Source organism: Frankiales bacterium (assembly GCA_016125335.1).
Lineage (GTDB): Bacteria > Actinomycetota > Actinomycetes > S36-B12 > CAIYMF01 > Longivirga.
Window position 1 is genome coordinate 43,633 of sequence record WGLY01000009.1, and the last position, 14,246, is coordinate 57,878.

10 protein-coding genes and 1 tRNA gene are annotated in these 14,246 nt (G+C 71.3%); 1 reads left to right on the forward strand and 10 read right to left on the reverse strand.

The window, feature by feature from the left end:
- Window positions 1-5: 5 nt before the first annotated feature.
- The 10 genes from GC157_05820 to GC157_05865 form a co-directional block, all read right to left on the reverse strand.
- Window positions 6-332 (reverse strand): hypothetical protein, encoded by a 327-nt coding sequence (locus GC157_05820; GenBank protein ID MBI1376987.1) that lies wholly within the window; start codon window positions 330-332, stop codon window positions 6-8.
- Window positions 333-546: 214 nt separating this feature from the next.
- Window positions 547-4,422, reverse strand: coding sequence for a DNA-directed RNA polymerase subunit beta' (locus GC157_05825; protein MBI1376988.1), 3,876 nt, complete (start codon window positions 4,420-4,422; stop codon window positions 547-549).
- A gap of 81 nt (window positions 4,423-4,503) precedes the next feature.
- Window positions 4,504-8,082, reverse strand: coding sequence for a DNA-directed RNA polymerase subunit beta (gene rpoB, locus GC157_05830; GenBank protein ID MBI1376989.1), 3,579 nt, complete (start codon window positions 8,080-8,082; stop codon window positions 4,504-4,506).
- 396 nt (window positions 8,083-8,478) lie between these two features.
- On the reverse strand, window positions 8,479-8,874 hold the full coding sequence (locus tag GC157_05835; GenBank protein ID MBI1376990.1) for a 50S ribosomal protein L7/L12: 396 nt from the start codon (window positions 8,872-8,874) through the stop codon (window positions 8,479-8,481).
- Between the two features lie 73 nt (window positions 8,875-8,947).
- Complete coding sequence (locus GC157_05840) at window positions 8,948-9,691, reverse strand: 50S ribosomal protein L10 (protein MBI1376991.1); 744 nt, start codon at window positions 9,689-9,691, stop codon at window positions 8,948-8,950.
- A gap of 277 nt (window positions 9,692-9,968) precedes the next feature.
- Window positions 9,969-10,691, reverse strand: a complete 723-nt coding sequence (locus tag GC157_05845; GenBank protein ID MBI1376992.1) for a 50S ribosomal protein L1 — start codon at window positions 10,689-10,691, stop codon at window positions 9,969-9,971.
- An 86-nt stretch (window positions 10,692-10,777) separates the two neighbouring features.
- Window positions 10,778-11,209, reverse strand: a complete 432-nt coding sequence (gene rplK / locus GC157_05850) for a 50S ribosomal protein L11 (GenBank protein ID MBI1376993.1) — start codon at window positions 11,207-11,209, stop codon at window positions 10,778-10,780.
- Between the two features lie 64 nt (window positions 11,210-11,273).
- Window positions 11,274-12,137, reverse strand: coding sequence for a transcription termination/antitermination protein NusG (nusG, locus tag GC157_05855; protein ID MBI1376994.1), 864 nt, complete (start codon window positions 12,135-12,137; stop codon window positions 11,274-11,276).
- Window positions 12,138-12,196: 59 nt separating this feature from the next.
- Window positions 12,197-12,553, reverse strand: coding sequence for a preprotein translocase subunit SecE (gene secE, locus GC157_05860; GenBank protein ID MBI1376995.1), 357 nt, complete (start codon window positions 12,551-12,553; stop codon window positions 12,197-12,199).
- An 81-nt stretch (window positions 12,554-12,634) separates the two neighbouring features.
- Window positions 12,635-12,707: transfer RNA gene (locus tag GC157_05865), tRNA-Trp, on the reverse strand.
- A 198-nt stretch (window positions 12,708-12,905) separates the two neighbouring features.
- On the opposite strand from GC157_05865, the gene GC157_05870 reads away from it, so the two are divergent.
- Window positions 12,906-14,135: an aminotransferase class I/II-fold pyridoxal phosphate-dependent enzyme gene (locus GC157_05870; protein ID MBI1376996.1), complete on the forward strand. Its 1,230-nt coding sequence runs from the start codon at window positions 12,906-12,908 to the stop codon at window positions 14,133-14,135.
- Window positions 14,136-14,246 lie beyond the last annotated feature (111 nt).

A 14,246-nucleotide genomic window follows, 5' to 3' on the forward strand; every position in this document is an offset into this window, starting at 1 on the left:
TGCGGTCAATGGGAGCTCGAGGAGACCGCCACGGCGGCGATGAGGAAGAACAGCACCGTGCCCAGCACGGCCAGGCCGATGTTGACCCAGCTGATGACGCGCGCGGCCTGGACCAGCCCGGTGCCGGTCTGCCAGCCCCCGGAGGCCTCGATCTGGCGCTGGGCCGAGCCCGCGACGACCAGGGCGATCACGGCGAGCACCACCGGGCACAGGACGAAGGACCCGATCGCGAGCACCAGGGCCACCACCGCGTTGGACGAGGTCTCCGGCATCCGGACCGGGCCGCCGGCGCCGTAGGACGGCGGAGGGGGCGGCGGGGGCAGCTGGGACATGCCCGGAACCCTGGCACAGCGGCGGGCCGGGCGTCAGCCCACCGCGCCGGCCGACCGGTCCGCGCCCTCCCCCGGCCCGACCGGCCCACGGCCCGGGACGCGGTGAGGGGCGCCCCTCGCGGGACGCCCCTCACCGTGGTGCGCCGTGCGGACCGGGTCCGGTCCGGTGAGAGTGCCAGAGCCTCGTTCCTCGGCTCGCACTCTCGCCTCACCTTCACCCCGTATAGCCGCCGAAGTCGTACTCCTCGAGCGGGATGGCCTGCCCGGACCCGGTGCCGAACGAGCCGTAGTCGAGGTCGTCGTAGGCCGAGAGCGACGCGTACATCGCCGACTTGGCCTCCTCGGTGGGCTCCACCCGGATGTTGCGGTAGCGCGGGAGGCCCGTGCCGGCCGGGATGAGCTTGCCGAGGATGACGTTCTCCTTGAGGCCGAGCAGCGGGTCGGACTTGGCGTGGATCGCCGCGTCCGTGAGCACCCGGGTCGTCTCCTGGAAGGAGGCCGCCGACAGCCACGACTCGGTGGCCAGCGAGGCCTTGGTGATGCCCATGAGCTCCGGGCGCGCCGCGGCGGGGGTCTGCCCCTCCGACACCGCGCGCCGGTTCTCGGCCTCGAACAGGCCCCGCTCGACGAGCTCGCCGGGCAGGTACTCGGTGTCGCCGCCCTCGATGATCGTCACCCGCTTGAGCATCTGGCGGACGATGACCTCGATGTGCTTGTCGTGGATCGACACGCCCTGGGAGCGGTAGACCTCCTGCACCTCGGCCACGAGGTGCAGCTGCACGGCTCGCTGGCCGAGGATGCGCAGCACCTGCTTGGGGTCGACGGCGCCCTGGACGAGCTGCTGCCCGACCTCGACGTGGTCGCCCTCGCCCACGAGCAGGCGCGAGCGCTTCGACACCGGGTAGGCGACCTCCTCGGACCCGTCGTCGGGGACGACGACGAGCTTGCGGGTCTTGTCGGTGTCCTCGACCCGGACGCGGCCGGCAGCCTCGCTGATCGGCGCCACGCCCTTGGGGGTGCGGGCCTCGAAGAGCTCCACCACGCGCGGGAGGCCGTGGGTGATGTCCTCACCCGCGACGCCACCGGTGTGGAAGGTGCGCATCGTCAGCTGCGTGCCGGGCTCACCGATCGACTGGGCCGCGACGATGCCGATGGCCTCGCCGACGTCGACCAGCTTGCCCATGGCCAGCGAGCGGCCGTAGCAGGTCGCGCAGGTGCCCACCTTGCTCTCGCAGGTGAGCACGGAGCGCGCCTTGACCTCCTCGACGCCGGCGGCGACGAGCTCGTCGATGATGAGCAGCCCGAGCTCCTGGCCCGCGCTGGCCACCGTGCGGCCGTCGACGACGACGTCCTCGGACAGCACCCGCGAGGCCGCGGTCGACTCGACCTCGTCGTGACGGCGCAGGACGCCGTCGCTGCCGCGGACGCCGATCACCGTGGGCAGGCCGCGGTCGGTGCCGCAGTCGGTCTCGCGCACGATGACGTCCTGGGAGACGTCGACCAGTCGCCGGGTGAGGTAGCCGGAGTCGGCCGTGCGCAGCGCGGTGTCGGCCAGGCCCTTGCGGGCGCCGTGCGTCGAGATGAAGTACTCGAGCACGGACAGACCCTCGCGGAAGTTCGACTTGATCGGCCGCGGGATGATCTCGCCCTTGGGGTTGGCCACCAGGCCGCGCATGCCCGCGATCTGGCGCACCTGCATCCAGTTACCACGGGCGCCGGAGTTCACCATCATGAACACCGGGTTGTGGCGCGGGAAGTGCTCGCGCATGGCGTCGGCCACCTCGTCGGTGGCCCGGGTCCAGATCTCGATGAGCTCCTGGCGGCGCTCCGAGTCGGTGATGAGACCGCGCTCGAACTGGGTCTGCACCTTGTCGGCGCGGCCCTCGGCCTCGTCGACGATCTGGGCCTTGCGCGGCGGGGTGACGACGTCCTCGATCGAGATGGTCACGCCCGAGCGGGTGGCCCAGCGGAAGCCGGCCTCCTTGAGCGCGTCCAGCGTCGCCGCCACCTGCACCTTCGGGTAGCGCTCGGCGAGGTCGTTGACGATCCCGCCGAGGACCTTCTTGTCGACCTCCGCGTTCACGAACGGGTAGTCGACCGGGAGGGTCTCGTTGAACAGCGCACGCCCCAGCGTGGTGTCGAGCACCGCCGGGTCGCCGGCCTCCCAGCCCTCCGGCGCGGCCCAGCCCAGCGGCGGGACGACGTCGGTGAAACGCAGCTTGATCTTGCTGGCGATCTTGATCTCGCCGGCGTCGAAGGCCATGAGGGCCTCGGCCACCGAGGAGAACGCACGTCCCTCGCCCTCGAGGCCGGAGCGCTCGGAGGTGAGGAAGTTGATGCCGAGCACCATGTCCTGCGACGGCGAGGTGATCGGACGACCGTGCGCCGGCGAGAGGATGTTGTTGCTCGAGAGCATCAGGATGCGCGCCTCGGCCTGGGCCTCGGCGGACAGCGGCAGGTGCACGGCCATCTGGTCGCCGTCGAAGTCCGCGTTGAACGCGGCGCAGACGAGCGGGTGGATCTGGATGGCCTTGCCCTCGATCAGCTGCGGCTCGAAGGCCTGGATGCCGAGGCGGTGCAGCGTGGGTGCGCGGTTGAGCAGCACCGGGTGCTCGGCGATGACCTCCTCGAGCACGTCCCACACGACGGCGCGGGAGCGCTCGACCATGCGCTTGGCGGACTTGATGTTCTGCGCGTGGTTGAGGTCGACGAGGCGCTTCATGACGAACGGCTTGAACAGCTCGAGCGCCATCTGCTTGTGCAGGCCGCACTGGTGCAGCTTGAGCTGCGGGCCGACGACGATGACCGAGCGGCCGGAGTAGTCGACGCGCTTGCCGAGCAGGTTCTGGCGGAACCGGCCCTGCTTGCCCTTGAGCATGTCGGACAGCGACTTGAGCGGACGGTTGCCCGGCCCGGTGACGGGACGGCCGCGACGGCCGTTGTCGAACAGGGCGTCGACCGCCTCCTGGAGCATGCGCTTCTCGTTGTTGACGATGATCTCGGGGGCACCGAGGTCGAGGAGGCGCTTGAGGCGGTTGTTGCGGTTGATCACGCGACGGTAGAGGTCGTTGAGGTCCGACGTCGCGAACCGGCCGCCGTCGAGCTGCACCATCGGCCGCAGGTCCGGCGGGATCACCGGGACGCAGTCGAGCACCATGCCCATGGGCGAGTTGCGGGTCTGCAGGAACGCCGTGACGACCTTGAGCCGCTTGAGCGCACGGGTCTTGCGCTGGCCCTTGCCGGTGCGCACCACCTCGCGCAGCTTCTCCGACTCGGCCTCGAGGTCGAAGGTCTCGAGCCGGCGCTGGATCGCCGCGGCGCCCATGCCGCCGGAGAAGTAGCGGCCGTAGCGGTCGCGCATCTCGCGGTAGAGCACCTCGTCGCCCTCGAGGTCCTGGACCTTGAGGCCCTTGAACCGGTCGAAGACACGGTCGAGGCGGTCGATCTCGGCGTCGGCGCGACGACGGATCTGCGCCATCTCGCGCTCGGCCGACTCCTTGACCTTGCGCCGCTGGTCGCTCTTGGCGCCCTCGGCCTCGAGCTCGGCGAGGTCGGCCTCGAGCTTGGTGGCGCGCTTGTTGACCTCGTCGTCACGACGGTTGGCGACCTGCTGCTTCTCGACCGAGATCTTCGCCTCGAGCGAGGGCAGGTCCTTGGTGCGCTGGTCCTCGTCGACCTCGGTGATCATGTAGGCCGCGAAGTAGATGACCTTCTCGAGGTCCTTCGGGGCGAGGTCGAGCAGGTAGCCGAGCCGGCTGGGCACGCCCTTGAAGTACCAGATGTGCGTGACCGGGGCCGCGAGCTCGATGTGGCCCATGCGCTCACGACGCACCTTGGCGCGCGTGACCTCCACGCCGCAGCGCTCGCAGATGATGCCCTTGAAGCGCACGCGCTTGTACTTGCCGCAGTAGCACTCCCAGTCGCGGGTGGGGCCGAAGATCTTCTCGCAGAAGAGCCCGTCCTTCTCCGGCTTGAGGGTGCGGTAGTTGATGGTCTCGGGCTTCTTGACCTCGCCGTGCGACCAGGTCCGGATGTCGTCCGCGGTCGCGAGGCCGATGCGGAGCTCGTCGAAGAAGTTGACGTCGAGCACGTCTGGGTTTCCTAACTTGTCGTGGGGCTCGTCGGTGTCGAGGGGCGGCGGCCGGCCGGCGAGGGCCGGCCGCCGGCACCGTCAGACTTCTTCGACGCTGCTCGGCTCACGCCGGGACAGGTCGATTCCGAGTTCCTCGGCGGCGCGGTAGACGTCGTCCTCGGTGTCGCGCATCTCGATGGCCATGCCGTCGCCGGAGAGCACCTCGACGTTGAGGCACAGCGACTGCATCTCCTTGATGAGCACCTTGAAGGACTCCGGGATACCGGGCTCGGGGATGTTCTCGCCCTTGACGATCGCCTCGTAGACCTTGACCCGGCCCAGGACGTCGTCGGACTTGATGGTGAGCAGCTCCTGCAGCGCGTAGGCCGCGCCGTAGGCCTCGAGCGCCCACACCTCCATCTCGCCGAACCGCTGGCCGCCGAACTGGGCCTTACCGCCCAGGGGCTGCTGCGTGATCATCGAGTAGGGGCCGGTCGACCGGGCGTGGATCTTGTCGTCGACCAGGTGGAGCAGCTTGAGGATGTAGACGTAGCCCACCGACACCGGCTCGGGGAACGGCTCGCCGGACCGGCCGTCGATCAGCCGGGCCTTGCCGTCCCCGCCGACGAGGCGCACGCCGTCCTCGGTGGGGATCGTCGAGTCGAGCAGACCCGTGATCTCCTCCTCGCGGGCACCGTCGAACACCGGCGTGGCGACGTTGGTGCCCGGCTCCGCGGAGCGGGCGCCGTCGGGCAGGCGGGCGGCCCAGGACGGTGAGCCCTCGACCTCCCAGCCCGTCTTGGCCACCCAGCCGAGGTGGGTCTCGAGCACCTGGCCGACGTTCATCCGGCCCGGCACGCCGAGCGGGTTGAGCACGATGTCGACCGGGGTGCCGTCCTCGAGGAAGGGCATGTCCTCCACGGGGAGGATCTTGGAGATGACGCCCTTGTTGCCGTGGCGGCCCGCGAGCTTGTCGCCGTTGGTGATCTTGCGCTTCTGGGCGATGTAGACGCGCACCAGGCGGTTGACGCCCGGGGGCAGCTCGTCGCCCTCGTCCCGGTCGAAGACCCGGACGCCGATGACCTTGCCCTCCTCGCCGTGCGGCACCTTGAGCGAGGTGTCGCGCACCTCGCGCGCCTTCTCGCCGAAGATCGCGCGGAGCAGGCGCTCCTCGGGCGTGAGCTCGGTCTCGCCCTTGGGGGTCACCTTGCCCACGAGGATGTCGCCGGTGACGACGTCGGCGCCGATGCGGATGATCCCGCGCTCGTCGAGGTCCGCGAGGACCTCCTCGGAGACGTTCGGGATGTCCCGCGTGATCTCCTCCGGCCCGAGCTTGGTGTCGCGCGCGTCGACCTCGTGCTCCTCGATGTGGATCGAGGACAGGACGTCGTCCTGCACGAGGCGCTGCGACAGGATGATCGCGTCCTCGTAGTTGTGGCCCTCCCACGGCATGAACGCCACGAGCAGGTTGCGCCCGAGCGCCATCTCGCCGTTGTCGGTGCACGGGCCGTCGGCGAGGACCTGGCCGCTCTCGACCCGCTGGCCCTCCTCGACGATGGGGCGCTGGTTGAAGCTCGTGCCCTGGTTGGAGCGGCGGAACTTCTGCACCCGGTAGGTGCGCTGCTCGCCGTCGTCCTGGGCGACGGTGATCACGTCGGCCGAGACCTCCGTGACCACGCCGGCCGCCGCGGCGACGACGACGTCGCCGGCGTCGGTGGCGGCGCGGTACTCCATGCCGGTGCCCACCAGCGGGGCCTCGCTGCGCAGCAGCGGGACCGACTGGCGCTGCATGTTCGACCCCATGAGCGCGCGGTTGGCGTCGTCGTGCTCGAGGAACGGGATCATCGCCGTCGCGACCGACACCATCTGGCGCGGCGAGACGTCCATGTAGTCGACCGAGGCGCCCGGCACGTAGTCGACCTCGCCGCCCTTGGTGCGGACCAGGACGCGCGCGTCGGAGAACGAGCCGTCGTCGTCGAGCGGGGAGTTGGCCTGCGCGATGACGTGCAGGTCCTCCTCGTCGGCGGTGAGGTAGTCGATCTGCTCGGTGACCCGGCCGTCGGTGACCTTGCGGTACGGCGTCTCGACGAAGCCGAACGCGTTGACCCGGGCGAACGAGGACAGCGAGCCGATGAGGCCGATGTTGGGACCCTCGGGGGTCTCGATCGGGCACATGCGGCCGTAGTGCGACGGGTGGACGTCGCGGACCTCGAAGCCGGCCCGCTCGCGCGAGAGGCCACCCGGGCCGAGCGCCGAGAGGCGCCGCTTGTGGGTGAGACCCGCCAGCGGGTTGGTCTGGTCCATGAACTGCGAGAGCTGGCTGGTGCCGAAGAACTCCTTGATGGAGGCGACGACCGGCCGGATGTTGATCAGGGTCTGCGGCGTGATCGCCTCGACGTCCTGGGTGGTCATCCGCTCGCGGACCACGCGCTCCATCCGGGACAGACCCGTGCGGATCTGGTTCTGGATCAGCTCGCCGACCGTGCGCAGGCGCCGGTTGCCGAAGTGGTCGATGTCGTCGGTCTCGACGCGGACGGCGGCGCCGTCGGGCGCGGTGAACTCGGTCTCGCCGGCGTGCAGGCGCACGAGGTACTCGATCGTCGAGACGATGTCGTCGATCGTGATCGTGCTCTGCGTGAGCGGCAGGCTCGTGCCGAGCTTCTTGTTGATCTTGTAGCGGCCGACCTTGGCGAGGTCGTAGCGCTTGGGGTTGAAGTAGAAGTTGTCGAGCAGCGCCTGGCCGGCCTCGGTCGTCGGGGGCTCGCCCGGGCGCAGCTTGCGGTAGATGTCCTTGAGCGCCTCGTCCTGCTCGGCGATGCCGTCCTTCTCGAGGGTCGCCATCACCGACTCGTAGTCGCCGAAGCGCTCGCGGATGGCCTCCGCGCTCAGGCCCAGGGCCTTGAGCAGCACCGTGACCGGCTGCTTGCGCTTGCGGTCGACCCGGACGCCGACCATGTCCTTCTTGTCGACCTCGAACTCCAGCCACGCGCCGCGCGACGGGATGATCTTGGCGACGAAGACGTCCTTGTCGGAGGTCTTGTCCGGGGTGCGCTCGAAGTAGACGCCCGGGGACCGGACCAGCTGCGACACCACGACGCGCTCGGTGCCGTTGATGATGAAGGTGCCCTTGTCGGTCATGAGCGGGAAGTCGCCCATGAACACGGTCTGGGACTTGATCTCGCCGGTCTCGTTGTTCATGAACTCGGCGGTCACGAACAGCGGCGCGGCGTAGGTGAAGTCCTTGTCGCGGCACTGCTCGACGGTGTACTTCGGGGGCTCGAACCGGTGGTCGCGGAACGACAGCGACATGGAGCCGCTGAAGTCCTCGATCGGGGAGATCTCCTCGAAGATGTCCTCGAGGCCCGAGGTCTCTGGGACCTCCCGGCGGGTCTCGAGCGCCGCGGCGACCCGGTCCTGCCACTTCTCGTTGCCGAGGAGCCAGTCGAAGGACTCGGTCTGGAGGGCGAGGAGGTCGGGGACCTCCAGGGGCTCGCGGATCTTCGCGAACGACACCCGGCGGGGGCCGGGAACGTGCGGGGGGACGGCGGACGTGCGCGAGGCTGCCAAGAGGCATCCTTTCCGAGGCTTCGCGGACCTTCGACGCGCATGCCGATCACACCGTGTCCCAGGACTGGTCCTGGGGGCGGGTGGGATAAGGGCAGCGCAAAGCGGCAGCATACCCGGCAGGGCAGCCGCTGTCGAATCCGGTGCCGTGGGGCTCCGGAGGACCTCGTCGCTCCCTGGGGGCCGGCCTCCGCTCGACAGCGGGCGGGGCGGCTCCCCCGAGGGGGACCTCGTCCTCCGGGCCGGTCGGCCCGGGGTCTGGCGCGGGCAACAGGGTGGACGGCCCGACCGTCCCGAGTCAAGCACCCGGCGTCGATCGGGGGATACCGCGACCGGGTTGTGACCGAAGGCCGGACGGCCCCGGACCGACCGGATGGCGGACGGACGACGGTCGGGGGACGGGGCCGGCGGGACGCCGGAGGGGCGGCACCCCACGGGTGCCGCCCCTCCGGGACGTGCGTGCGCGTGCCCGGGTGCGGCCTTCCGGCCGGCGCCCGGCGGCGCGAGGAGCTACTTGACGGTGACCTTGGCGCCGGCGGCCTCGAGGGCCTCCTTCGCCTTGTCCGCGTCCTCCTTCTTGACCTTCTCCAGGACCGGCTTCGGCGCGGCCTCGACGAGGTCCTTGGCCTCCTTGAGGCCGAGGTTCGTGAGGGTGCGCACCTCCTTGATGACCTGGATCTTCTTGTCGCCGGCGTCCTCGAGGATGACGTCGAACTCGTCCTGGTCCGCGCCCGCGTCCTCGGCGGCGGCGCCGCCGCCGGGGGCGGCCGGGGCCACGCCCATGGCCACGGGGGCCGCGGCGGTGACCTCGAAGGTCTCCTCGAACTGCTTCACGAACTCGGAGAGCTCGATGAGGGTCATCTCCTTGAAGGCCTCAAGGAGCTCGTCGGTGCTGAGCTTCGCCATGATCGGCGGTCCTTTCGTACGTGCGTCCTGGCCGGGGCCCGAACGTCCATCTCGGATGGGGTGAGGTGGGGCGTCAGCCCTCGGTGGTCGCGCCGTCCTCGGCCTCGGCCTCGGCGGCCGGTGCCTCGGTGGCCTCCGCGTCGGCCTCGGCGGCCGGAGCGTCGGTGGCGGCGGTTGCCTCGGCCTCGGCGGGCGCCGCAGCGTCCTCCGCGACCGGGGCGGCCTCGGCCGCGGGCTCGCCCGCGACGTCGGCGGCATCCGCGGCCGGCGCCGCAGCGCCCGCACCGCCGATGACCGAGGGGTCGGCCTCGGCCTTGACCCGCAGCGCCTCGATCGTGCGGGCCGCCTGCGAGAGAGGTGCCTGGAACAGCGCCGCCGCCTGGGACAGCGACGCCTTCATGGCACCCGCGAGCTTCGCGAGGAGGACCTCGCGCGACTCGAGGTCTGCGAGCTTGGCGATCTCGGCGGCGGACAGCGTCTTGCCGTCCATGTAGCCGCCCTTGATCACCAGCAGGGGGTTCGCCTTGGCGAAGTCACGCAGGCCCTTGGCGGCCTCGACCGGGTCGCCCTTGACGAACGCCAGCGCGCTCGGGCCGGTGAGGAGGCTGTCGAGGCCCTCCACGCCCGCCTCGGCGGCAGCGATCTTGGTCAGCGTGTTCTTCACCACGGCGTAGCTGGTGGTCTCACCGAGCGAGCGGCGCAGCGTCTTGAGCTGCGCCACGGTGAGGCCGCGGTACTCGGTGAGCACGGTCGCCGTGGAGCTGCGGAAGTGCTCCGCGATCTCCGCGACGTCGGCTGCCTTGTCGGCCCGCGCCATGGGTCTCCTTCCAACGGTGCGCCGAGAAGGACCCACGAGACGCGAAAAGCCCCGCGCAGGCGCGGGGCACCCACCGCCACGGGGGCGATGGTCCTCACCTGCGCTGGCCCTCCGCGGTTCGCGGACGCTTCGGACGGGGCCGCACGAGGCAGCTCCGACGACCGGCGGTCTTCGGCGTGGTCAGGGTACGTGGGCGGGGCGGGCGGGTCAAAACGCCCGCCCCGGCCACGGTCGTGCAGGGGTGCGACGGCCGGGGGGCCGGCCGTCGCGGGGGCGCTCAGGCCGAGGCGGTGTCGTCCTCGGAGAGCAGGTTGCGGGTGCGGTTGGGGTCGACCGGGACGCCGGGGCCCATCGTCGTGGAGACGGTGGCCTTCTTGAGGTAGCGACCCTTGGCGGCCGAGGGCTTGAGACGCAGCACCTCGTCGAGGGCGGCGGCGTAGTTCTCGACGAGCTGCTCGTCGGAGAACGAGGCCTTGCCGATGACGAAGTGCAGGTTGGAGTGCTTGTCGACCCGGAACTCGATCTTGCCGCCCTTGATCTCGGTGACGGCCTTGGCGACGTCCATGGTCACGGTGCCGGTCTTCGGGTTGGGCATCAGGCCGCGCGGGCCGAGCACCTTGCCGAGGCGGCCGACCTTGCCCATGAGGTCGGGGGTGGCTACCGCGGCGTCGAAGTCGGTGAACCCGCCCGCGACCCGGTCGATGAGCTCGTCGCCGCCGACGACGTCCGCGCCCGCGGCGCGCGCCTCCTCCGCCTTCTCACCGTTGGCGAAGACCAGGACCCGGGCGGTCTTGCCGGTGCCGTGGGGGAGGTTGACGGTGCCGCGGACCATCTGGTCGGCCTTGCGGGGGTCGACCCCGAGGCGGAACGCGACCTCGACGGTCGCGTCGAACTTCGCGGGGTTGGTCGACTTGGCCAGGCGGACCGCCGTCAGGGGGGCGTAGAGGGAGTCCTTGTCGATCTGCTCGACGGCCTTGTCGTAGGCCTTGCTGCGCTTCATTGCTGCTCCTCGTGCGTGGGAGTCGTGGTCGGACGGGCCGCGCTCGGCCCTGCCACGTCGTGCGGGTGGGGTGGGACGGGTGGTCGTCAGTCGGCGACGGTGATGCCCATCGACCGCGCGCTGCCCTCGATGATGGCCATCGCGCCCTCGATGTCGTTGGCGTTGAGGTCGGGCATCTTCACCTCGGCGATCTCGCGGACCTGGGCCTTGGTGATCGTGGCGACCTTGGTGGTCAGCGGGTTCGCCGCGCCCTTCTCGACGCCGGCGGCCTTGAGGATGAGCCTCGAGGCCGGCGGGGTCTTGAGGACGAAGGTGAACGAGCGGTCCTCGTACACGGTGATCTCGACCGGGATGACCTGGCCGCGCTGCGACTCGGTCGCGGCGTTGTACGCCTTGCAGAACTCCATGATGTTGACGCCGTGCTGACCGAGCGCCGGACCGACCGGCGGCGCGGGGTTGGCGGCGCCGGCCTGGATCTGGAGCTTGATCAGGCCTGCGACCTTCTTCTTGGGAGGCATTCCTCGGGTCCTTGCTGTGGTGTGGTGGTGCCTGCTCCGTCGCCCGTGGGCGCCGGCGCACGCCTTAGTTCTTCTGGATCTGGCTGAAGCCGAGCTCGACCGGGGTCTCGCGGCCGAAGATCTCGACCAGACCGGTGACCTTCTGCGCGTCCGCGTTGATCTCCGAGATCGTCGCGTGCAGGGTCGCGAAGGGACCGTCGATGACGGTGACGGAGTCGCCGACGGAGAAGTCGACGACGGTGACCTCGCCGACCGGCGCGGGCGTCCCGGGCTTCTTCTCGGGGGCCGGGGCGAGGATCGCGACGACCTCGTCGAGGCTCAGCGGCGCGGGCTGGTGCCCGTGCCCCACGAAGCCGGTGACGCCGGGGGTGTGCCGGACGGTGCCCCAGGAGGCGTCGGTGAGGTCCATGCGGACCAGGACGTAGCCCGGGAACTTGTTGCGGCGGACCAGCTTGCGCTGGCCGTTCTTGATCTCGGTGACCTCCTCCATGGGGACCTCGACCTGGAAGATCAGGTCCTCCATGTTCAGCGAGGTGATCCGGCTCTCGAGGTTGGTCTTCACCTTGTTCTCGTAGCCGGCGTAGGAGTGCACGACGTACCAGTCGCCGAGCTCGGTGCGCATGCGCTCGCGGAAGGCCTCGACCGGGTCGGTCTCGTCGTCGGCGGCCGCCTCCTCGACGGGCGCCGGCTCCTCGGCGGGGGCGGGCGCCGCGTCGGCGTCGGCGGCCTCCTCCTCGGCCTCCTCGGCCGCGGGCTGCTCGTCGGCCGTGTCGGCGGGGGCGGCGTCCGACTCCTCGGCCTCGACCTGGTCGGTCGCCGCAGCCTGGCCGGCGCTCTCGAACGACAGGCGCAGGGCGTCGGCGGGGGCCTCGGCGCCCTGGTCGGCGGCCGGTGCCTCGACCGTCGCCTCGGCGTCGTTCTCGTGCATGTCGGACACGGTGCTCCTCGGTCTGGCGGGTGGTGCGGGGGCGGGTGCGCTGGGGACGGTCAGGAACCGCCGAAGACCCAGAGCACCCCCTTGGCGAAGATCAGGTCCAGGACGGCGACGATCGTCGCGACGACCGTGACGAACACCAGCACGACCCACGTGTAGGTGATCAGCTCACGGCGGGTGGGCCACACCACCTTGCGCAGCTCGGCGACCACCTGGCGGTAGAACAGCGCGAGGCGCGCGCCGATCCCCTGGCGATCGTCCGATCGCTGCGGGCGGTCGCGGTCGGGCACCTCGGTGCCGACGGTGTCGCTCACGCGTCCTCGCTCGGGTCGGCCCCGCCCGGCGGGCGGTGGGCTCGTGGCGGCCGACCGGGCGGTCGACCGGGTGGTGCTGTGCTGACGGGTCCGCAGGACCCGGCGGAGCCGGTCCGCACCGGGTCCTCAGGACCCGGTCGAGCCGCCGCCGCCTCCCGGTCCGGGGACCGGGTCGCGCAGGGCCGGAGGGACTTGAACCCCCAACCGCCGGTTTTGGAGACCGGTGCTCTACCAATTGAGCTACGACCCTTCGGGACGCCCCTCCGCACGCCGCAGACCGATGTGCGGGCACGCTTGCGCAGGGGTGGACGTCCACCAGGAGGTCCGAGCATACGGGACTGCGCGGGCCCTTCCCAAACCGCGCCCGGCCGGGCCGGGGCGGCGCCCGACGGGGGCGGCCGGCAACCCACGGGGCACCCGCCCGGGCCCATGCGCGAGGATGGGCCGCATGACTGAGCAGGCGCACGCGGGCGTCGAGCACGCCCGCGTCTCCCACCGCATCGGGTCCATCGCCGAGTCCGCCACGCTCGCCGTCGACGCCCGCGCGAAGGCGCTCAAGGCCGCCGGCCGGCCGGTCATCGGGTTCGGGGCCGGCGAGCCGGACTTCCCCACCCCGGAGTACGTCGTCGAGGCGGCCGTGGCGGCCTGCCGCGACCCCCGCTGGCACCGCTACACCCCGGCCGCCGGCCTCCCGGAGCTGCGCGAGGCCATCGCGGCCAAGACGCTGCGCGACTCCGGCTACGCCGTCACCGCCGCGCAGGTGCTGGTGACCAACGGCGGCAAGCAGGCCCTCTACAACACCTTCGCCGCGCTGCTCGACCCGGGCGACGAGGCGCTGCTGCCGGCGCCCTACTGGACCACCTACCCGGAGTCGATCCGCCTCGCGGGCGGGGTCCCCGTCGAGATCGCGACCGACGAGACCTCCGGCTACCGGGTCACCCTCGAGCAGCTCGAGGCGGCCCTCACCCCCAGGACCAAGCTGCTGGTGTTCGTCTCGCCGTCCAACCCCACCGGGGCGGTCTACTCCCCCGCCGAGGTCGAGGCCATCGGCCGCTGGGCGCTGGACCGCGGCATCTGGGTCGTCACCGACGAGATCTACGAGCACCTGGTGTACGGGGAGGCCACCTTCGCCTCGATGCCCGCGCTGGTGCCCGAGCTCGCCGACCGGTGCGTCGTGGTCAACGGCGTCGCCAAGACCTACGCGATGACCGGGTGGCGCGTGGGCTGGCTGGTCGGGCCGAAGGACGTCGTGACCGCCGCGGCCAACCTCCAGTCGCACGCGACCTCCAACGTGGCCAACGTGTCGCAGGTGGCGGCGCTGGCGGCCGTGTCGGGCGACCTGTCCGCGGTGGCCGAGATGCGCGCCGCCTTCGACCGCAGGCGGCAGACCATCACCGGGATCCTCGACGCGATCGACGGCGTCACCTGCCCGCTGCCGGAGGGCGCGTTCTACGTCTACCCCTCGGTCAAGGGGGTGCTCGGCCGCAGCATCCGCGGCTCCGTGCCCACCACGTCGGCCGAGCTCGCCGCGCTCATCCTCGACGAGGCCGAGGTCGCGGTCGTGCCCGGCGAGGCGTTCGGCACCCCGGGCTACCTGCGCCTGTCCTACGCGCTCGGCGACGACGACCTCGTCGAGGGCGCCACCCGCATCGCCCGGCTCCTCGGCGAGGCCGGCTGAGCCGACCGGCTCCCGGGGGTCACAGCCCGCCCACGCACGGGCGCGCGCGGCCCCGGGGTCGGGGTCGCGCGCGCCGGTGCGTCCGGCCGCCGTGCGGCGGCGGTGCCGTCG

Coding starts and splice junctions, on each gene's coding strand:
- GC157_05820 (MBI1376987.1), bottom strand. CDS start 332: ATGTCCCAGCTGCCCCCGCCGCCCCCTCCGCCGTCCTACGGCGCCGGC.
- rpoB (MBI1376989.1), bottom strand. CDS start 8,082: ATGCTGCCGCTTTGCGCTGCCCTTATCCCACCCGCCCCCAGGACCAGT.
- GC157_05840 (MBI1376991.1), bottom strand. CDS start 9,691: ATGGCGCGGGCCGACAAGGCAGCCGACGTCGCGGAGATCGCGGAGCAC.
- rplK (MBI1376993.1), bottom strand. CDS start 11,209: ATGCCTCCCAAGAAGAAGGTCGCAGGCCTGATCAAGCTCCAGATCCAG.
- GC157_05845 (MBI1376992.1), bottom strand. CDS start 10,691: ATGAAGCGCAGCAAGGCCTACGACAAGGCCGTCGAGCAGATCGACAAG.
- GC157_05870 (MBI1376996.1), top strand. CDS start 12,906: ATGACTGAGCAGGCGCACGCGGGCGTCGAGCACGCCCGCGTCTCCCAC.
- GC157_05835 (MBI1376990.1), bottom strand. CDS start 8,874: ATGGCGAAGCTCAGCACCGACGAGCTCCTTGAGGCCTTCAAGGAGATG.
- nusG (MBI1376994.1), bottom strand. CDS start 12,137: ATGCACGAGAACGACGCCGAGGCGACGGTCGAGGCACCGGCCGCCGAC.